17 protein-coding genes and 1 pseudogene are annotated in these 18,745 nt (G+C 60.3%); 15 read left to right on the top strand and 3 right to left on the bottom strand.

What is annotated here, in order from left to right; genetic code table 11:
- Nucleotides 1–102: 102 nt before the first annotated feature.
- Nucleotides 103–426 (top strand): annotated as a pseudogene (gene mtnN, locus ACZ5SR_RS15735) (5'-methylthioadenosine/S-adenosylhomocysteine nucleosidase); the annotation flags it as partial.
- On the opposite strand, the gene corA reads toward mtnN, so the two are convergent.
- Together corA and ACZ5SR_RS15725 are read right to left on the bottom strand one after the other, a co-directional pair.
- The gene (gene corA, locus ACZ5SR_RS15730; RefSeq protein ID WP_464449545.1) at nucleotides 419–1,405 is read right to left on the bottom strand and encodes a magnesium/cobalt transporter CorA; all 987 of its coding nucleotides are present in this window, start codon (nucleotides 1,403–1,405) and stop codon (nucleotides 419–421) included. The pseudogene mtnN and the gene corA overlap by 8 nt on opposite strands.
- A gap of 156 nt (nucleotides 1,406–1,561) precedes the next feature.
- Nucleotides 1,562–2,725, bottom strand: coding sequence for a patatin-like phospholipase family protein (locus tag ACZ5SR_RS15725; protein WP_464449544.1), 1,164 nt, complete (start codon nucleotides 2,723–2,725; stop codon nucleotides 1,562–1,564).
- A gap of 142 nt (nucleotides 2,726–2,867) precedes the next feature.
- On the opposite strand from ACZ5SR_RS15725, the gene ACZ5SR_RS15720 reads away from it, so the two are divergent.
- The 4 genes from ACZ5SR_RS15720 (at nucleotide 2,868) to hprK (ending at nucleotide 6,236) form a co-directional block, all read left to right on the top strand.
- Nucleotides 2,868–4,091: an MFS transporter gene (locus ACZ5SR_RS15720; RefSeq protein ID WP_464449543.1), complete on the top strand. Its 1,224-nt coding sequence runs from the start codon at nucleotides 2,868–2,870 to the stop codon at nucleotides 4,089–4,091.
- A gap of 222 nt (nucleotides 4,092–4,313) precedes the next feature.
- Nucleotides 4,314–4,643: a ribosome hibernation-promoting factor, HPF/YfiA family gene (gene hpf, locus ACZ5SR_RS15715; RefSeq protein ID WP_464449542.1), complete on the top strand. Its 330-nt coding sequence runs from the start codon at nucleotides 4,314–4,316 to the stop codon at nucleotides 4,641–4,643.
- Nucleotides 4,644–4,801: 158 nt separating this feature from the next.
- Complete coding sequence (locus tag ACZ5SR_RS15710) at nucleotides 4,802–5,269, top strand: PTS sugar transporter subunit IIA (RefSeq protein WP_464449541.1); 468 nt, start codon at nucleotides 4,802–4,804, stop codon at nucleotides 5,267–5,269.
- A gap of 25 nt (nucleotides 5,270–5,294) precedes the next feature.
- The gene (gene hprK / locus ACZ5SR_RS15705; protein ID WP_464449540.1) at nucleotides 5,295–6,236 is read left to right on the top strand and encodes an HPr(Ser) kinase/phosphatase; all 942 of its coding nucleotides are present in this window, start codon (nucleotides 5,295–5,297) and stop codon (nucleotides 6,234–6,236) included.
- Nucleotides 6,237–6,251: 15 nt separating this feature from the next.
- Here hprK and fur read toward each other — a convergent pair whose 3' ends face one another.
- Nucleotides 6,252–6,680, bottom strand: a complete 429-nt coding sequence (fur, locus tag ACZ5SR_RS15700) for a ferric iron uptake transcriptional regulator (protein WP_464449539.1) — start codon at nucleotides 6,678–6,680, stop codon at nucleotides 6,252–6,254.
- An 82-nt stretch (nucleotides 6,681–6,762) separates the two neighbouring features.
- Here fur and ACZ5SR_RS15695 point away from each other — a divergent pair, with 82 nt between their 5' ends.
- From ACZ5SR_RS15695 to ACZ5SR_RS15650, 10 genes are all read left to right on the top strand, one after another.
- Nucleotides 6,763–7,302 (top strand): outer membrane protein assembly factor BamE, encoded by a 540-nt coding sequence (locus ACZ5SR_RS15695; protein WP_464449538.1) that lies wholly within the window; start codon nucleotides 6,763–6,765, stop codon nucleotides 7,300–7,302.
- 61 nt (nucleotides 7,303–7,363) lie between these two features.
- A complete protein-coding gene (dapB, locus tag ACZ5SR_RS15690) occupies nucleotides 7,364–8,179 on the top strand; it encodes a 4-hydroxy-tetrahydrodipicolinate reductase (protein WP_464449537.1) in 816 nt (271 codons plus the stop codon).
- A gap of 19 nt (nucleotides 8,180–8,198) precedes the next feature.
- Nucleotides 8,199–8,843: a MotA/TolQ/ExbB proton channel family protein gene (locus ACZ5SR_RS15685; protein WP_464449536.1), complete on the top strand. Its 645-nt coding sequence runs from the start codon at nucleotides 8,199–8,201 to the stop codon at nucleotides 8,841–8,843.
- Between the two features lie 3 nt (nucleotides 8,844–8,846).
- On the top strand, nucleotides 8,847–9,275 hold the full coding sequence (locus ACZ5SR_RS15680) for an ExbD/TolR family protein (protein WP_464449535.1): 429 nt from the start codon (nucleotides 8,847–8,849) through the stop codon (nucleotides 9,273–9,275).
- Between the two features lie 164 nt (nucleotides 9,276–9,439).
- Nucleotides 9,440–12,229 carry a leucine--tRNA ligase gene (gene leuS, locus ACZ5SR_RS15675; RefSeq protein WP_464449534.1) on the top strand — a complete coding sequence of 930 codons (2,790 nt, stop codon included), beginning with the start codon at nucleotides 9,440–9,442 and terminating at the stop codon, nucleotides 12,227–12,229.
- A gap of 13 nt (nucleotides 12,230–12,242) precedes the next feature.
- The gene (locus ACZ5SR_RS15670) at nucleotides 12,243–12,839 is read left to right on the top strand and encodes an LPS-assembly lipoprotein LptE (protein ID WP_464449533.1); all 597 of its coding nucleotides are present in this window, start codon (nucleotides 12,243–12,245) and stop codon (nucleotides 12,837–12,839) included.
- Between the two features lie 22 nt (nucleotides 12,840–12,861).
- On the top strand, nucleotides 12,862–13,914 hold the full coding sequence (holA, locus tag ACZ5SR_RS15665; protein WP_464449532.1) for a DNA polymerase III subunit delta: 1,053 nt from the start codon (nucleotides 12,862–12,864) through the stop codon (nucleotides 13,912–13,914).
- Between the two features lie 133 nt (nucleotides 13,915–14,047).
- Entirely contained in the window at nucleotides 14,048–15,328 is a 1,281-nt protein-coding gene (locus ACZ5SR_RS15660; protein ID WP_464449531.1) for a glutamate-5-semialdehyde dehydrogenase, read from the top strand.
- Nucleotides 15,329–15,456: 128 nt separating this feature from the next.
- Entirely contained in the window at nucleotides 15,457–16,752 is a 1,296-nt protein-coding gene (gshA, locus tag ACZ5SR_RS15655; RefSeq protein WP_464449530.1) for a glutamate--cysteine ligase, read from the top strand.
- Nucleotides 16,753–16,863: 111 nt separating this feature from the next.
- Nucleotides 16,864–18,732, top strand: coding sequence for a potassium transporter Kup (locus ACZ5SR_RS15650; RefSeq protein WP_464449529.1), 1,869 nt, complete (start codon nucleotides 16,864–16,866; stop codon nucleotides 18,730–18,732).
- Nucleotides 18,733–18,745 lie beyond the last annotated feature (13 nt).

The raw sequence follows: 18,745 nt of genomic DNA, 5'->3' as shown, positions 1-18,745 counted from the left end.
AACGATCTACCAACACCACCTCCGCGCCAGTGCTAGCTTTTCGTACCGTCACTTATTGCACTGAAAACGAGGAGACCCCACCTGGGGGCGGGCACCTTGGCCGAGTTCCAATTGCATGCGCCTCGCGTGCATCGAGGCCTGATCCTCAGTGGCGACCGTTTTGTTTCAACTTCGGCCGAAAGCCATGCACTGCGCCAAGCGCTGCCCGAGGCTTTGGCGGTGGAGATGGAGGGCGCGGCGGTGGCGCAGGTGTGCCACGATTACGGCGTGCCCTTTGCAGCGGTGCGCACCATTTCGGACCGCGCAGACGACGCGGCGCACACCGACTTTCAGCGCTTCATCCGCGAGGTGGCCAGCCGTTACAGCCTGGCGATTTTGTCCCAGTGGCTGACCTGTCGGCAGCCCGTTGGAGCAGGCCTTATTTGAGCCAACCGCGGTGGCGGAAGTACCACATGGGCACCACGGCGCTGGCGGCCATCAGTGCCAGGGCGTAGGGGTAGCCCCATTTTTGCGACAGCTCGGGCATGTACTGGAAGTTCATGCCGTAAAGGCTGGCGATCAAGGTGGGTGGCAGCAAGGCCACACTGGCCACCGAGAAGATCTTGATGATCTTGTTCTGGTTGATGTTGATGAAACCGACGGTGGCATCCATCAAGAAGTTGATTTTGTCGAACAAAAAGGCCGTGTGCGAGTCGAGCGAGTCGATGTCGCGCATGATCTGACGGGCGTCTTCAAACTGTTCGGCATTCAGCATCTTGGAGCGCATCATGAAGCTCAGGGCGCGGCGCGTGTCCATCACGTTGCGGCGAATGCGGCCGTTCATGTCTTCTTGCCGTGCAATCGCGCCCAGCACTTCGCTGGCCATGGCGTCGGTCACATCGCCTGAGAGCACGGTGTTCCCTACTTTTTCGAGCTGATCGTAAATGCCTTCGAGCGTATCCGCCGAGTATTCGGCGTCGGCGTCAAACAGCTTGAGCAGCACTTCCTTGGCGTCTTCAATCAGGCCAGGCGCGCGGCGTGCCCGCATGCGCAGCAAGCGAAACACCGGCACGTCTTCGTCGTGGATGGAAAACAGCACGCCTTGGCTTTTCAAGTCGGCGTTGTGCTGGTTCAGGATGAAGGCGCAGCGCACGGTGCGGGGCTCGTCATCGTCGGCGATCAAGAAGTCCGAACGGATGTGCAGCTCGCCGTTGTCTTCTTCGTAAAAGCGCGCCGATTCTTCGATGTCCTCGTCCATCGCGTCTTCCGGGATGGACAGGCCAAAGTACTGTTTGATCCAGCGCTTTTCTTCCGGCGTGGGCGACTCCAAGTCAACCCAGATGGGCTGGAAGCGGGAGAGTTCTTCCAACGACTCGATCTCTTCCTGGAAGAGTCGGCCGTTGACGAGGGTGAAGATGTTGAGCATGGCGAATCCGAAAAGTGGCCAGGTGCCAAAAGTTCAAAGGGGCGGCGAAGGGGGTTTTCTGCAGCTTTCGAACGATGGGCCAATGCTCAAGGCGTTCGAAAGCTACCGACTCGGGGTAGTTTCCACGGCAATGTGTCTCCAGAATGAATAGGCGGATTATCGCACCGGATGCGTCCCTGCGGGGGCCATAAATGCCAGGATCTCGTCGGCGCGGGCCTGCACGTCCGCTTGACCCAAAGCCATCAGCGCCGAGATGAACGCCGGCTCGAACAGCAAATAACTGGCCAGGGCTGCCCCACTGCCGCGCAGGGCGCCCAAGCCCTCCAGCACCCGAAGGATGGGCCGGGGCAGGGTGTGGGCGTGCGCTTGCGCCAGGGCGTCGAGCGAGGCGCTGGGTTGCAGTGTCAGCACCCGTACCGGTCGCAGGGGCAGGTCTGCGCGGACCGCTTCGGGCAGGCTGTCCAGGGCTTGGTTGATGCGGGTGATCTGCTCGACATCGGCCTCCAGCGTGTCGTGGAACACGCTGGCCATGGCGTGGCCAGCGATCGTGCCCAGCGATGGGCGTCCCGCGGCGCGGGGGGGAGCCGCCAGGCTGGCCCGCTGGGGCTGGCTCACCCCAATGGCCAAGATCCGGTCAGCCCCGAGGTGCACCGCCGAGGACAAGGGGGAGATCTGGCGCATTGAGCCGTCCCCGAAAAACTCCATGCCGCCGTCGACCCACAGGGGGGTGGACGGGAAAATGAAGGGAATGGCGCTGGACGCCATCAGGTGTTCTATGGTGATGGGTTGCTGCTCGGCGCGTCTGCCTGGGCGGCTCCAGGGGATGGCTTGGCCGTCGCGGGTTTGGCAAAACGTCCAGTGAATGCCACTCGAATAACTCGACGCGGTGACGGCCAGAGCTTCCAACGCACCGCTTTTCAAAGCGGTATCGATCTTCTCGAGGGCAATCGCTTGGTGCAAGGTGTTGACCAGGGCCAGACTGTCCATGGCTGCGGCGTGGGCGCGGGCTGAACTCAGTAAGCCCAATGCTGTGGCCCATCGGCTGAATTTGTCCAGCGGGGTTTGGGGCAGCCGGTAAACCGCTTCCGTGCGGATCTGGGCCCAAAAATGCGCCAGGTCATCCAGTCCACCCAAGCCCTCCATGGCCTTACTGGCCAAAAACGTGGCGTTCAAGGCCCCGGCCGAGGTGCCCGCCAGCACCTGAAAAGGGAAAGCTTGCGATGGGCCTCCAGAGCGACTCAGCAATTGGCCAATGGCCTTCAGCGCCCCTGCCTGGTAAGCGGTGCGGGCGCCGCCCCCCATCAGAACCAGCCCCAGCATGGGGTGAGTGTGTGGCGATTTGGATGGCGCTGTGGAAGACATTGGCGGTGTGGGCGTCGAGGAGTCAATGGGCATGTGAGGGTGAACAAAGGCGATGGACGGCCTTGGGTGTTAGATTCAAAGCATTCAACGGCATTGTTCCATGACCATCCCCCACTTGACCCCGCGCCGTGAGCGCTGGCTGCTTTTCACACTGGCTGGCATCCAGTTCACCCACATCCTCGACTTCATGATCATGATGCCGCTGGGGCCGCAGTTCACGGCTTTGTTCGGCATCAGCAACGCCCAGTTCGGCTTGCTGGTTTCGGCCTACACCTTGTCGGCGGGCTTTTCGGGTTTGATGGCGGCCACCTACATTGACCGTTTCAGTCGCAAGCAGCTGCTGCTCACCATGTACAGCCTGTTCGGGCTGGCCACCCTCGCTTGCGCCTTGGCCCCCGACTATGTGTGGTTGATGGTGGCGCGTGTGGCCGCAGGCTTGTTTGGTGGTGTTTTGTCGGCCCTGTCCCAGACCATCGTGGCCGATGTGATCCCCTTTGAGCGCCGGGGCCGGGCCATGAGTGTGGTGATGACCTCGTTTTCAGTGTCCACCGTGGCGGGTGTGCCCTTGGGCCTGTTTTTGGCAGCGCATTTCAACTGGCATGCGCCTTTTGTGGGCATCGCGGCGTTGGTGGGTCTGCTGGCGCTGGGGGCTTGGCAAACCTTGCCGCGGCTGGATGCGCACTTGCACCACCCCGAGAGGGTGAGTGTTTGGCGCGGCATCGGCCAGGTGTTGGCCGAGCCCAACCACCTCAAGGCGTTTGCCGTGTCGGGCCTGATGATGTTCGCCGCGTTCACCGTGATTCCTTACATCACCATTTACCTGCAGTCCAACGCAGGCATGCAGGCAGCCGAGGTGCCTTGGATCTACCTGTGCGGGGGAGTGGCCACCTTGCTCAGTGCACGCTACTTTGGCCGCCTGACGGACCGGGTGGGCAAGGTCCGGATGTTCCAGCGCCTGGCTTTGGCGGTGACCGTGCCCTTGATGGCCACCACACTCTCGCAAGGGCTGCCCCTTTGGGGCTTGCTGGCCATATCGACGCTGTTCTTCACCGTCATGAGCGGGCGCATGATCCCCGGCATGGCGATGATTTCCTCGGCTGCCCTGCCCCGGTTGCGCGGCACCTTCATGACCCTGAACTCGGCCGTGCAGTCGGCCTCCATGGGCCTGGCAGCCCTGGTGGCGGGGCTCATCATTGGGCGCGACGCTCAGGGGCAACTTACCTTGTATTGGGTAGCGGGCTTGTTGGGGGTGGTGGCCAGCTTGCTCAGCGTTTGGCTGGCTGGGCATTTGCGCTTGCATGGGGCGCCTGCTGCGTCGGCGTGAGTTCGGGATGAGAAAAAGTCCGTCGGTGTGGCGCGACAAGTCGAACGATAGCACCGAAATGGGTCTTTGGGGGCAAAAGCATCGGACGTTACAGGTTTAGTTGCCGCCGCCTTGCTTTTCAATTTCGGGGCGCGCATAGTGGGGTTGAACTACCCCTCAAGGTGGTTTCCGAGCCCAGCTTCGGCGAGGCTTTTTATACCCTGAATCATGGAGGCGACGACTATGAATTTAACCATCAGCGGGCACCATCTGGAAGTGACCCCGGCATTGCGTCAGTACGTCACGGGGAAGCTTGACCGGATCACCCGGCACTTTGACCAAGTGGTTGATGTCAAAGTGCTTTTGACCGTTGAAAAGCAAAAAGAAAAAGAAAAGCGCCAACGCGCCGAATGCAATATCCACGTCAAAGGCAGCGACTTGTTTGCCGAAAGCGCGCATCAAGATTTGTATGCCGCTGTGGATGATCTGGTGGACAAGCTGGACCGCCAGGTCGTCAAGCACAAAGACCGCATCACCGATCACCACCACAGCGCTCCCAAGCGCATGATGTAATGGCGTGCATCTTCTGTTCGCAAAAGGGCCACAAGCGTGTGGCCCTTTTTTCATAGGGCTCCAGCGCCTTTTTAGGGGCACAATGACCGCCTCCCAGCCCCGGTTTGCATGCGCAATGATGGCCCTCCCCGCGCAAGGTGCATAATCCGGCCTCGACCATGAATCGCCTCTCATCCATATTGCCTGTTGCCCAAGTTCTTGTCGGGGTGGAAGCCACCAGCAAGAAACGCGCATTCGAAGAAGCCGGACTTCTCTTTGAGAACCTGCACGGGCTGTCCCGTGCCTTGGTGACTGACAGCCTCTTCGCCCGTGAGCGGCTCGGCTCTACGGGTTTGGGGCATGGTGTCGCCATCCCCCATGGCCGCATCAAAGGGCTGAAGTCGCCCATGGCCGCCGTGTTCCAGCTGGCCCAGCCCATTGGCTTCGATGCGCCCGATGAACAACCGGTCAACCTGCTCATTTTTTTACTGGTACCGGAAGCCGCAACCCAAAAGCACTTGGAGATCCTGTCCGAGATCGCCGAGTTGCTCAGTGACACCACACTGCGCGAAAACATCAAAAGCAGCACGGTTCAGAACAACCTGCACCAATTGATTGCCCAGTGGCAGTCGGCCCAAACCGCTTGAACCGATACAGGGCGCTGTTGTTGCGATGAAACCTTCCGTCATCAGCGCCGACGTTCTGTTCGAAGACCACCGCAGCAAGCTCAAATGGCAGTGGGTGGCGGGATTGGGTGCTTCCGAGCGCCGCTTCGATGAAGTCGCTGTCCGCGAAGCCCGTTCGGGCGCCGACCTGGTCGGTTACCTGAACTACATCCATCCCTACCGCGTTCAGATTCTGGGGCCCCGCGAGGTCGCTTACCTCACCAATTCCACGTCCGAGGACTGCGCCCGTCGAATTGCCCGTATCGTCACACTGGAGCCGCCAGTGCTCGTGCTGGCCGATGGTCAGACAGCGCCTGACGCCTTGTTGTCCATGTGCGAGCGGGCGCAGATTCCGATGTTCTCGACCGAGCAATCGTCGGCCTTTGTCATTGATGTGCTGCGCGCTTACCTGTCCAAGCACTTTGCCGACCGTACCACCATGCACGGTGTGTTCATGGACATTTTGGGCATGGGCGTGCTCATCACGGGCGAATCAGGGCTGGGTAAGAGTGAGCTGGGTTTGGAGCTCATTTCACGCGGAAACGGCCTGGTGGCCGATGACGCCGTAGACCTGTATCGCATCAACCAGACCGCCATCGAGGCGCGCTGCCCTGACCTGCTGCAAAACCTTTTGGAAGTGCGTGGCATTGGTCTTTTGGACATTCGCGCCATTTTTGGCGAGACGGCAGTGCGCCGCAAGATGAGACTGAAGCTCATCGTGCACTTGGTGCGCCGCGAAACTCTGGAGCGCGACTATGAACGCCTGCCTGCGGAGCCGTTGGTTCAGGACGTGTTGGGCATTCCGGTGCGCAAAGTGGTGATTCAGGTGGTAGCGGGCCGCAACATCGCGGTCTTGGTCGAGGCCGCCGTGCGCAACACCATTTTGCAGATGCGTGGCATTGACACTTACCAGGAATTCATCGAGCGCCAGCGCCGGGCGATGGATTAAAGACGCTCGGCCCGCTCAACTTGGGCGGTAGGGGCAAGGTTTTTGGGTGCAATGGGCGTAGAGGCTCAGCGCGTGGTCGGCGATCACAAAACCTTTGGCTTCGGCCACCGCTTGTTGCCTGGACTCGATCTCCGGGTCATAAAACTCTTCCACCCGACCGCAGTCCAGACAAACCATGTGGTCGTGGTGCTGGCCTTCGTTGAGTTCGTAAACAGCTTTGCCACTTTCAAAGTGGTTGCGACTGAGAATGCCTGCCTGCTCGAACTGCATCAGTACCCTGTACACAGTGGCCAGACCGATGTCGGTGTTTTCGCTCAGCAGGAGGCGAAACACGTCTTCGGCCGTCATGTGCCGCTGCTGCCCGCGCTGAAAAACCTCCAAGATCTTCAGGCGGGGCAGCGTGGCCTTCAGACCATTGTTTTTCAGTTCGTCGATTTGGGTCATGTGAAGGGTGTCTGGGTAGAAAAAGCAGTGGTGCACCGTGCTGCCGCTACAATGACCTGATCATATCGGCCAGTCCACAACCATGACAGCATCCCTGAATTTCCCCTTGACAGGCACACGCCTGACCATGCTCTTCATGTGCGCCAGTTTGGCGGGTTGTGCCAACATGTCCAGCTTCACCAGCGACACCCTCAAGCCTTACGTGCCCGAGGTGGTGCAAGGTAACTTCGTCTCCAAAGAGCAGCGCCAGGCGATCAGCACGGGCATGCCCCGAGCGCAGGTCCGTGATATTTTGGGTACGCCCTTGGTGACGAGCCTGTTCCATGCAGACCGTTGGGATTACGCCTTCAGCATCCGCCGCCAAGGTGTCCCGCCTCAGACCTTTCAGCTCACCGTTTATTTCAAAAACGATATGGTGTCCTCGGTTGAAGCTGGCGACTTGCCCAGTGAGTCCGAGTTTGTGGAACGCCTCGTGGTCCAGCGCAAAGTCACCAGCGTGCCAAGTTTGCAGGCCAGCGAGGAAGATCTGAAAAAGTTCCCTGCACCCAAGGCGACGGGCGATGCGCAGCGCACTGCGCCACTGCCTGCGACCTACCCTCCCTTGGAGCCGGCACCCCGCTAAAGGGGTGCCTTGTTCGGGCCGGGTGCCTTATGGCCTGCTCGCCCATCATTGCTTAAACGACATGACTCAATTGAACGACTTGCCCATCACCGTTGCAGGGGCCTCTGGCCGCATGGGGCACATGCTCATCGAAGCCATTCTGGCCTCCAGCGATTGCCGCCTGGCGGGAGCGCTCGACATCCCGGCCAGCCCCGCGCTGGGCCAGGACGCTGCTGCGCCCATGGGGCAGTCCACGGGTGTGCTGGTCACGGCTGACCTGCATGCCGGGCTGAAAAACGCATCCTGCCTCATCGATTTCACCCGCCCCGAGGGCACCTTGGCCCACCTGAAGGTGTGCCGTGAACTGGGGGTCAAGGCGGTGATCGGCACCACCGGTTTTACCGACGCGCAAAAAGCGGAGATCGCTGAAATTGCCAAAGACATCGCCATCGTGATGGCCCCCAACATGAGCGTGGGCGTCAACGTCACGCTCAAGTTGTTGCAAATGGCCGCGCAAGCCATGTCCACGGGCTACGACATCGAAATCATCGAAGCCCACCACCGTCACAAAGTGGACGCGCCCTCGGGCACCGCACTCAAAATGGGCGAGGTGATTGCCGAGGCCATTGGCCGCGACCTCAAAGACTGCGCCGTGTACGAGCGCTATGGCCATACGGGCGAGCGCGATCCGTCCACCATCGGTTTTTCGACGATTCGCGGTGGCGACATCGTGGGGGACCACACGGTGTTGTTTGCGGGCATTGGCGAGCGCATCGAAGTCACGCACAAATCTTCCAGCCGATCCACTTACGCCCAAGGCAGCCTGCGTGCCGTGCGTTATTTGGCCACCCAGCAGCGCGGGCTGTTTGACATGTTTGACGTGTTGAGCCTGCGCTGACACCACGTCCTTTTTCACCATGACCCTCAACGACTTTTTGTTGCACAGCGACCTGGTCAGCCGGGTGCTTGCGCTGGTTTTGCTGGCGCTGTCGGTGGGCAGTTGGGTGGTGATGGTCTGGAAATGGCGTTTGCTCTCGCGGGTGGGCCTGGATGTGCGCCGCAGCGTGGCCGCGTTTTGGCAGTCTCCGGGCCTGGATCAAGCGCAGCAGCGCGTGGCCCAGTTTGACCGCGATACCTGCATCACCCCCATGCTGGAAGCCACTTTGCTCCCGGTCGGCGGCACTCTGGCCTCTGCCGGTGACCGCCGCCAACAACTGACCCGCGCCCTGCGCGACGCGCTGCAGGGCGTGGTGCGCCGTTTGCAATGGGGCCAGGTCTGGTTGGCTACGGCAGGCTCCATTTCGCCATTCGTCGGTCTTTTGGGCACCGTCTGGGGCATCTTCAATGCCCTGACGGGCATGGCCGAAGCCGGGCAGCTGACCATCGACAAGGTGGCTGGCCCTGTGGGCGAGGCCCTGATCATGACCGCTGCCGGGCTGGCCGTAGCCATTCCTGCCGTGCTGGGCTACAACCTGCTTGGCCGAAAAGTGAACCAGATCGAAGCCGAACTCGAGGGCTTTGCCCACGATTTGCGCGGCTTGCTGGCCGACCCGCAGGACTGAGCCATGGCCTTTGGTCGCCTGGAAACCCGCAAGCCGGACGCCCCCATGAGCGAGATCAACGTCACCCCCATGGTGGACGTGATGCTGGTTTTGTTGGTCATTTTCATCCTCACCGCCCCGTTGATGACCAGCGCCATCCGTCTGGACCTGCCCCAGTCCGAGGGCGGCGAGGCAGGAGCATCGCCTCAAGCGCTGTCTTTGGTGGTGGCCGCCCAAGGCACTGTGTACCTGAACGACAAGCCCATCACCCCCGAAACCCTGCGACTGCGCTTGGCCGAAGCCGCCAAACGCAACCCCAATACCGAGTTGGAATTGCGTGCAGACGAGTCCGTCCCCTATGGTCGCATCGTTGAAACCATGGGGCTGGCCCAAAAAGCCGGGCTGTCGCGCATCGGCTTTGTTGCCCAGACCCCTTCCCCTCCCAAGCGCTGAAAGGGTAAAGCCCGCGAACCCCGAGTCCCGATGCCCGCAGGGCGGGTGACCCGGGCAACGATGTTGAGCTTGCGTCTGAGGCGCCCGGGTCACCCGTCCTGCGGGTCACCAACGCCGGTCAATTCACCCAGAACAACACGCGCACCAGCCTACAATTGCAGTCTATGCAAGACAAGTACAACCACCTCGAAGTCGAACCCGCAGCACAGTCCCGCTGGACGGCTCGCGATGCCTACCGCGTCACCGAAGACGCCAGCAAAAAGAAGTTTTACGCCTGCTCCATGCTGCCTTACCCCAGCGGCAAGCTGCACATGGGCCATGTGCGCAACTACACCATCAACGACATGCTCACACGCAGCCTGCGCATGAAAGGCTTCAATGTCTTGATGCCCATGGGCTGGGACGCGTTTGGTCTGCCTGCCGAGAATGCCGCCTTGAAGAATGGTGTACCCCCGGCCAAATGGACGTACGAGAACATCGCGTACATGAAAAAGCAGATGCAGGCCATGGGCCTGGCCATCGACTGGTCACGCGAAGTCGCCACCTGCGACCCGACTTACTACAAATGGAACCAGTGGCTGTTCTTGAAGATGCTGGAAAAAGGCATCGCTTACCGCAAGACCCAGGTCGTGAACTGGGACCCGGTGGACCAGACCGTGCTGGCCAACGAACAGGTGATTGACGGCAAAGGCTGGCGCACCGGCGCACCGGTCGAAAAGCGCGAGATTCCGGGCTATTACCTGAACATCACCCAATATGCCCAAGAGCTGCTGGACCATGTGCAGATTGGCAACGACAAGGCCACGCTGAACGGCTGGCCTGACAAAGTGCGCCTGATGCAGGAAAACTGGATCGGCAAGAGTGAAGGCGTGCGCTTTGCCTTCCCGCACGACATCAAAGGCGCTGACGGCGCTTTGATTGGTGACGGCAAGATGTACGTCTTCACCACCCGCGCCGACACCATCATGGGCGTGACGTTTTGCGCCGTGGCTGCGGAACACCCACTGGCGCTGCACGCTGCGGCCAGCAACCCCGCTTTGGCGGCGTTTTTGGAAGAGTGCAAGAGCGGCGGCACGACCGAGGCCGAAATGGCCACCCAAGAGAAAAAGGGCATGGCCACAGGCCTGTTTGTGACGCATCCCTTGACCGGCGCGCAAGTCGAGGTCTGGGTCGGAAACTACGTGTTGATGAGCTACGGCGACGGTGCTGTCATGGGCGTGCCCGCGCACGACGAGCGTGACTTCGCATTTGCTTTGAAGTACGCCTTGCCGATCAAGCAAGTCGTCGCTCAGCGTGGTGCGGCCTTGTCGTCGCCTGCGTCGGGCGCCTCAGACGCAAGCTCAACATCGTCGCCCAACGCAGGCAACGCCAAGGCCTCTTTTGACGCAACGACTTGGGCAGAGTGGTATGCGACCAAAGACGGCGTGTGCATCAACTCCGGCGAACTCGATGGCCTGAGCCAGAAAGCCGCGGTCTCCAAAGTGGCCGAGTTGTTGGCCGCCAAAGACTTGGGCGAAAAGAAAACCACTTGGCGTCTGCGCGACTGGGGCGTGAGCCGTCAGCGCTACTGGGGCACGCCGATCCCGATCATCCATTGCGACGAGCACGGCGCGGTGCCCGTCTCCGAAAAAGACCTGCCCGTTGTGCTGCCGCAAGATTGCATCCCTGATGGCTCAGGCAACCCGCTGCACAAACACGAAGGTTTCCACGCGGGTGTGACATGCCCCGTATGCGGCAAGCCCGCACGCCGTGAGACCGACACCATGGACACCTTTGTGGACTCGTCCTGGTACTTCATGCGCTATTGCGACCCGACCAACACCGAGAAGATGGTGGCAGAGGGTGCGGACTATTGGATGCGGGACCAGAACAACGCCACTGGCGGCAGCGGCATGGACCAATACATCGGTGGCATCGAACACGCCATCTTGCACCTGCTGTATGCGCGCTTTTGGACCAAGGTCATGCGCGACTTGGGTCTGGTCAAGGTCGACGAGCCTTTCAGCAAGTTGCTCACGCAGGGCATGGTGCTGAACCACATCTATTCGCGTCGCACCGCCAAAGGCGGCAAGGACTACTTCTGGCCGCACGACGTGGAGCATGTGCTCGACGAGACCGGCAAGGTGATCGGCGCCAAGCTCAAGAACGAAGCCGACAGCGGCGATGGCCGTTTGCCTGTGGGCACGCCAATAGACTACGAGGGCGTGGGCACCATGTCCAAGTCCAAGAACAACGGCGTGGACCCACAGGACCTGATTGAGCGCTACGGCGCAGACACGGCGCGCCTGTACACCATGTTTACCGCGCCGCCCGAAGTCACGCTGGAGTGGAACGACTCGGCCGTGGAAGGCAGTTACCGCTTTTTGCGCCGCGTGTGGAACTTCGCTTTCAAGCACAACGAATTACTGCGGTCGGCCACAAGCCAAGACCTGAGCCAAGCCGCCTTGGGTGATTCGGCCAAAGCCTTGCGCCGCGAAATGCACCTGGTGCTCAAGCAAGTCGGTTACGACTACGAGCGCATGCAGTACAACACCGTGGTGTCCGGCTGCATGAAGCTGCTCAACGCGCTGGAAGACTTCAAGCCCGATGGCAGCGCGGGTGACATCGCCGCTCTGTGCGAAGGCGTTTCGCTCTTGATGCGCATGCTCTACCCCGCCTGCCCGCACATCACCGACGAAGTTTGGCAGCAGCTGGGCTTCGCCAAGGCTGTGGGCGAGTTGCTGGATGCCCCTTGGCCCACGGTGGACGAGTCGGCTTTGGAGCGCGACCAGATTGAGCTGATGCTGCAGATCAACGGCAAGCTGCGCGGGTCCGTCTTGGTGCCCGCGTCGGCCGACAAAGCGCAGATCGAGGCTGCTGCCTTGGCCAACGAGGCCTTTGTCAAGCAGGCCGCTGGCGCTGCGCCCAAGAAGGTCATCGTCGTGCCGGGCCGTTTGGTCAACGTGGTGATTTGAGAGCGCACAACCCATGAAACCCTCACGCCGATTCTTTTTGACTGCTGCGAGTTTGGGCGTCATGCCCCTTTGGCTTTCGGGCTGCGGGTTTCAGCTGCGCCAAACCAACGATTTCGCGTTCAAGACCTTGTATGCGAATTTCTCAACCACCTCACCCTTTGGTGTGGAGTTGCGGCGCAACCTCCTCGGCACGGGGCGCATTGACCTTTTGACCGAGCCCAAACAAATGCTCCAGGCCGATGCGATCCTCGACATCCTGAGCGAGACACGCCAGCAATTGCCTGTGGGGGTGAGTGCAACGGGACAGATCCGTGAACTGCAATTGCGTTTGCAAGTGCAATTTCGTCTGCGCACGCCGCAAGGCGTGGAGCTGATCGAGCCCGTTTCATTGGCTTTGCAGCGGGATTTGAGCTTCACCGAAACGGCAGCGCTGTCCAAAGAAATCGAGATGGGCATCCTGTACCGCGACATGCAGACCGACATCGTGCAGCAGATCATGCGCCGTCTTTCAGCGGTCAAACCGCGCAGCTTGGCCAAGCCTATGGGGGCGGCAGTGCCCGCTGCAGCGCCTGCGTCCGAGGCCTCCTCGGGTCCGGCATCCCGCCCCTGATGCCCCGGGACTGAGCGCACCCATGCAGTTGGCCCTTCCTCAGTTGTCTGCGCACCTGCAAAAAGGCTTGCGCAGCCTGTATGTATTGCATGGCGATGAGGCCTTGCTGATTCAGGAGGCAGCCGATGCGATCCGCGCGACCGCGCGTGCCCAAGGCTACACCGAGCGCAGCGTGCACACCGTATCGGGTGCGCACTTTGACTGGAGCGAAGTGCTGGCCGCTGGCGGTTCGCTCAGCTTGTTTGCCGACAAACAAATCGTGGAAGTGCGCGTGCCTTCAGGCAAGCCCGGCAAAGAGGGCAGCACCGCCATTCAGCAACTGGCCGCTTCAGCCCAAGGCAACGACACGACCTTGACCCTGTTTTTGTTGCCGCGCCTGGATGCCGCCACCCGCAAAGGGGCTTGGTTTGCCGCTTTGGAAAACTCGGGCGTGTCGATCCAGGTCGATCCAGTCGACCGCAATGCGCTGCCCCAGTGGATTGCCCAGCGCTTGCAGCTGCAAGGCCAACGCGTGGTGGCCGGCGAAGAAGGCCAACGCACCTTGCAGTTTTTTGCCGACCGCGTGGAAGGCAACCTGTTGGCCGCGCACCAAGAAATCCAGAAGCTCGGTTTGCTGCACCCGGCAGGCGAGCTCAGCCAAGAACAAGTTGAGTCGGCTGTGGTCAATGTGGCCCGCTACGACGTCTTCAAGCTTTCGGAGTCGGTGTTGTCGGGCCAGGTGGCCCGCGTGCAGCGCATGCTGGACGGCCTGCAGGCCGAGGGTGAAGCCGCTGTGCTGGTGCACTACACGCTGGCCGAAGACATTCGCGCCCTCAAACGCGTGAAAGACGCCATCGCCGCAGGCAAGCCCATGCCTTTGGCCTTGAGGGAGCAACGGGTGTGGGGCCCTCGCGAGCGCTTGTTTGAACGGGTGTTGCCCCGAATGACCGAAGCCCGATTGAACGGTTTGCTGCAAGCGGCGCACCAGGTGGATGGCATTGTCAAAGGCCTGAAAGTGTCCGACTGGCCGACCGACCCCTGGCAGGCGCTGCAACGTCTCGCCGTCAGGTTTTCGCGTTTTTGCAACGTCCGCTGACGTTCCTCGGTGGGATCGAGCCCCTCCTTGTGAGTGTCCGCCAGGGCGACGGCCCACATTCGGCCGTGGGGGCAGCCTCTCACAAAGAAGTCACCTCGCCAAGAACCTTGTCTGCATCTGCGAAAATGCCTGAATGACTGATCTGAACACCGCCGAACACGTCCAGGCCTTGGGCCAGCAGGCCAAGCAGGCCTCTGCCCTCATGGCCAAGGCCTCGGCTGCCACCAAAAACAAAGCCTTGCGCCATCTGGCCGCTTTGCTGCGCGAGAACACCGAGGCCCTGCAAGCCGACAACGCCAAGGATTTGGAGCGCGCACGCGCTGCCGGGCTGGCCGAGCCCATGGTGGACCGCCTGAAACTCACGCCCAAAGTACTGGAAACCTGCGCCCAAGGGTGCGAGCAGCTGGCCGCCATGCCCGATGTGATTGGTGAAATCATCGGCATGAAGCAGGTGCCCAGCGGCATCCGCGTCGGCCAGATGCGCGTGCCGATTGGTGTGTTTGGCATGATTTTCGAAAGCCGCCCCAACGTGACCATCGAAGCGGCCAGCCTTTCTATCAAGAGCGGCAACGCCTGCATCTTGCGCGGCGGCTCCGAAGCCATCGAGTCGAACAAAGCACTGGCCCAACTGGTGCAGCAAGCGCTGGCCGACAGCGGCCTGCCGGGCGATGCCGTGCAACTGGTGCAAACCACCGACCGCGCCGCCGTGGGCCAACTCATCACCATGCCGCAGTTTGTGGACGTCATCATTCCGCGTGGCGGCAAGGGCCTGATCGAGCGCATCAGTGCCGAAGCCAAGGTGCCTGTCATCAAGCACCTGGACGGCAATTGCCACACCTATGTGGACGACCCCTGCGACATGGACATGGCTGTGAAGGTGGCCGACAACGCCAAAACTCAAAAATACAGTCCCTGCAACGCCAGCGAAAGCCTGTTGGTGGCGCGCGGTGTGGCGGCAGAGTTCTTGCCCAAAATCGGCGCGATTTACGCAACCAAAGGCGTTGAAATGCGTTGCTGCCCCAAGGCCAAAGCCATTTTGAGCCAGGTTCCCCAAGCCACAATCAAGGATGCGACCGAACAAGATTGGTTTGAGGAATACCTCGCTCCCATCATCAGCATCAAGGTGGTTGAAGGGGTGGATGAAGCGATTGCGCACATCAACCACTACAGCAGCCACCATACCGACGCCATCCTGACGCGCGACCACATGCACGCCCAGCGTTTTTTGCGCGAAGTGGACTCGGCCAGCGTCATGGTCAACGCCAGCACCCGCTTTGCCGACGGTTTCGAGTACGGACTGGGTGCCGAAATCGGCATCAGCACCGACAAATTCCACGCCCGGGGCCCTGTGGGCATCGAGGGCCTGACCTCGCTCAAGTATGTGGTGCTGGGTGAGGGCGAGGTGCGTGGCTGATGGCCGCGCTTTCAGTGCTCCGGCGCACAAGCTGCTGGCGCTGTGTCCGGTAGGCGCTTGCAATGGCACTGCCCGACCCCATATGATTTTTCTGTTTTGACCCGCTTTTTCCCCGATAAAGGATGCCCATGGTTCCCCACCTCATCACTGCCCTGACCGGCCCCATCAATGAGCTGGAACAGCGCATCCTTGACTCGATGCCCGCCATTGAGCGTTGGTTCCGTCTGGAATGGATGGAGCACACGCCCCCGTTCTACACCTCGGTCGACATCCGCAACGCAGGCTTCAAGCTGGCGCCGGTGGACACCAACCTCTACCCCGGCGGCTGGAACAACCTGACGCCCGAGATGCTGCCCTTGGCCGTGCAGGCTGCGCAAGCTGCCATCGAGAAGATCTGCCCCGAGGCCAAAAACCTGCTGATCATTCCCGAAAACCACACCCGCAACACCTTTTACCTGACCAATGTGGCGCAGTTGCAGCGCATCTTTCACATGGCTGGCCTGAATGTGCGCTTGGGCTCGATCAACCCAGAAATCAAGGAGACCACGGTCATTGAGCTGCCCAACGGCGAAAGCGTGACGCTTGAACCTGTGGTGCGCACCCAGCACCGCTTGGGCCTCAAAGATTTCGACCCCTGCACCATCTTGCTCAACAACGACCTGTCGGCGGGTGCCCCGGGCATTTTGGAAGAGCTGCACGAGCAATTCTTGCTGCCACCCCTGCATGCAGGCTGGAGCGTGCGCCGCAAGACCAAGCATTTCCAGAGCTACGAAGAAGTGGCCAAGCGTTTTGGCAAGCTGCTGGGCATTGACCCTTGGTTGATCAACCCGATGTTCAGCCAATGCGGTGACGTGAACTTTGCCGAAGGCACGGGCATGGAGTGCCTGCGCAGCAATGTGGATGCGCTGCTGACCAAGATCAAGCGCAAATACAAGGAATACGGCATCAACGAAAAGCCGTTCGTGGTCGTCAAAGCCGACAACGGCACCTATGGCATGGGCATCATGACCGTGCGCGATGTGTCCGACTTGGACGCGCTGAACCGCAAGACCCGCAACAAGATGAACGTCATCAAGGACGGCCAGACGGTCAACGACGTGATCATCCAGGAAGGCGTGCTGACCAACGAGCGGATCAATGACGCCGTGGCCGAGCCGGTGGTCTACATGATGGACCGCTATGTGGTGGGCGGTTTTTACCGTGTGCACGCCGAGCGCGGTGTGGACGAAAACCTCAACGCCCCCGGTGCCAGCTTTGTCCCCTTGGCTTTTGCCGATACCCCGCACCTGCCCCAGCCGGGCGTCAAACCCGGTGCCAGCGTGCCCAACCGCTTTTATATGTACGGCGTGATTGGCCGCTTGGCCATGCTGGCCGCCAGCTATGAGCTGGAAGCCACCGATCCCGAGGCCGAGGTTTACGACTGAAGTTGCTGCACCGCAACAAAATCTTCGGGTGAGCGGTGACACAGAGCCGCCATTGAGCGCAAAATAGCGAACTTCAAGACTAAGCGCCTGACCCTGGTCAGGCCATTTTTTGTGTCATCAACAAAATCCTCTCTCGCCGCCCTGACACTGGGCGCCATTGGCGTGGTTTACGGCGACATCGGCACCAGCGTGCTGTACGCGATGAAAGAGGTGTTTGGTTCCGGCCATGTACCTTTCACGCCAGAAAACGTCTACGGCATTCTCTCGATTTTCTTTTGGACCCTGACCACCATCGTGTCGGTCAAGTACGTGGTCTTGGTGCTTCGCGCCGACAACCACGGCGAAGGTGGACTGGTGGCCATGTTGGCGCTCGCTTCGCAATCGGTGAAGGACCGCCCGAGAACCCGCAAGGTTTTGCTGATCATCGGTATTTTTGGTACTTGTCTGTTTTATGGTGACGGCGTCATCACACCCGCCATTTCTGTGCTGTCCGCCGTTGAAGGTCTGGAGATCATCTCGCCAACCTTCAAAAAGGCGGTGATCCCGCTCACCTTGGTCATCTTGTTCTTGCTATTTTGGGTGCAAAAGCGCGGTACTGCGGGTATTGGCAAATTCTTTGGTCCGATCACACTGGTTTGGTTTCTCGCCATCGCGGTTTTGGGTGTCTCGCACATCGTGCAGCGCCCCGAGATCTTGTTCGCGATTAGCCCGCATTACGCGCTGGGCTTCATGTGGAATGAGCCCGGCATCACCTTCATCATTTTGGGCGCGGTGGTCCTGTGCGTGACCGGTGGTGAAGCCCTCTATGCCGACATGGGCCACTTTGGCAAAAAACCCATCCGCCTGGCTTGGTTCAGCGTGGTCATGCCCTGTTTGGTGCTGAACTATTTTGGACAAGGGGCCTTGCTGCTGTCCAATCCAGAAGCTGTGAAAAACCCGTTTTATATGATGGCACCGGACTGGGCCTTGGTGCCTTTGGTGGGACTGGCCACCATGGCCACGGTGATCGCCTCTCAAGCGCTGATTTCTGGCGCTTTCAGCGTGACCAAGCAGGTCATCCAGTTGGGCTATCTTCCGCGACTGGAAGTGCAGCACACCAGCGAAACCGACACGGGACAAATTTACATGCCCTTCGTCAACTGGGGCCTGTTTGTGGCCATTGTGCTGGCGGTGGTCATGTTCAAGTCATCGAGTAACTTGGCTGCGGCCTATGGCATTGCTGTGTGTACCGACATGCTGATCACCACTGTGCTGACCTTTTATGTGATCCGTTATGCATGGAAATTGCCTTTGGCCTTGTGCATTGGCGCGACGGGCTTTTTCTTTGTGGTCGATCTGGCGTTTTGGGCCTCCAACATGCTCAAGCTGTTTGACGGTGGCTGGTTCCCGCTGCTCATTGGCGCGGCGGTGTTCACCCTGATGCTGACCTGGCACGATGGCCGTCGTTTGCTCAACGAGTCTTTGCGCTCAGACGCTTTGCGTTTGCCTGATTTCTTGGATGCCGTCTTCATTTCGCCGCCCACCCGTGTGGAAGGCACGGCCGTGTTTCTGACGGCCGAGACCGGTACAGTGCCCAACGCTTTGTTGCACAACCTCAAGCACAACAAGGTATTGCACGAGCGAAACCTGTTCGTCACTGTGCGCAGCCACGAGGTGCCGCGTGTGGGCGTCGGTCAGCGCTTGGATGTGACCTCGCTTGGCCATGACTGCTGGCAAGTCATCGTGAACTATGGCTTCAAGGACAACCCCGACTTGCCGAGCGCATTGGCCGCCATTGAGGACGAAGGCTACAAGCTGGATCCCATGACGACCAGCTATTTCCTGTCACGCGACATCGTGATCCCGACCATTGGCGGTGGCATGGCCACTTGGCGCGAAAAACTGTTTGCGCAAATGCATCACAACGCCAGTGGTGCGGCTGCGTTCTTGAACTTGCCCACCAACGCGGTGGTCGAGCTGGGCTCCAAAATCGAGATTTGATCGGGGTCACAGC

The sequence above is a fragment of the Limnohabitans sp. TEGF002 genome (genome assembly GCF_055395845.1).
This window is presented reverse-complemented; position numbering and strand designations above follow the sequence as displayed.

Bases quoted from the DNA above. Each gene is read 5' to 3' on its own strand.
- corA (WP_464449545.1), bottom strand. From the start codon at position 1,405: ATGCTCAACATCTTCACCCTCGTCAACGGCCGACTCTTCCAGGAAGAG.
- ACZ5SR_RS15725 (WP_464449544.1), bottom strand. From the start codon at position 2,725: ATGCTGGGGCTGGTTCTGATGGGGGGCGGCGCCCGCACCGCTTACCAG.
- ACZ5SR_RS15720 (WP_464449543.1), top strand. From the start codon at position 2,868: ATGACCATCCCCCACTTGACCCCGCGCCGTGAGCGCTGGCTGCTTTTC.
- hpf (WP_464449542.1), top strand. From the start codon at position 4,314: ATGAATTTAACCATCAGCGGGCACCATCTGGAAGTGACCCCGGCATTG.
- ACZ5SR_RS15710 (WP_464449541.1), top strand. From the start codon at position 4,802: ATGAATCGCCTCTCATCCATATTGCCTGTTGCCCAAGTTCTTGTCGGG.
- hprK (WP_464449540.1), top strand. From the start codon at position 5,295: ATGAAACCTTCCGTCATCAGCGCCGACGTTCTGTTCGAAGACCACCGC.
- fur (WP_464449539.1), bottom strand. From the start codon at position 6,680: ATGACCCAAATCGACGAACTGAAAAACAATGGTCTGAAGGCCACGCTG.
- ACZ5SR_RS15695 (WP_464449538.1), top strand. From the start codon at position 6,763: ATGACAGCATCCCTGAATTTCCCCTTGACAGGCACACGCCTGACCATG.
- dapB (WP_464449537.1), top strand. From the start codon at position 7,364: ATGACTCAATTGAACGACTTGCCCATCACCGTTGCAGGGGCCTCTGGC.
- ACZ5SR_RS15685 (WP_464449536.1), top strand. From the start codon at position 8,199: ATGACCCTCAACGACTTTTTGTTGCACAGCGACCTGGTCAGCCGGGTG.
- ACZ5SR_RS15680 (WP_464449535.1), top strand. From the start codon at position 8,847: ATGGCCTTTGGTCGCCTGGAAACCCGCAAGCCGGACGCCCCCATGAGC.
- leuS (WP_464449534.1), top strand. From the start codon at position 9,440: ATGCAAGACAAGTACAACCACCTCGAAGTCGAACCCGCAGCACAGTCC.
- ACZ5SR_RS15670 (WP_464449533.1), top strand. From the start codon at position 12,243: ATGAAACCCTCACGCCGATTCTTTTTGACTGCTGCGAGTTTGGGCGTC.
- holA (WP_464449532.1), top strand. From the start codon at position 12,862: ATGCAGTTGGCCCTTCCTCAGTTGTCTGCGCACCTGCAAAAAGGCTTG.
- ACZ5SR_RS15660 (WP_464449531.1), top strand. From the start codon at position 14,048: ATGACTGATCTGAACACCGCCGAACACGTCCAGGCCTTGGGCCAGCAG.
- gshA (WP_464449530.1), top strand. From the start codon at position 15,457: ATGGTTCCCCACCTCATCACTGCCCTGACCGGCCCCATCAATGAGCTG.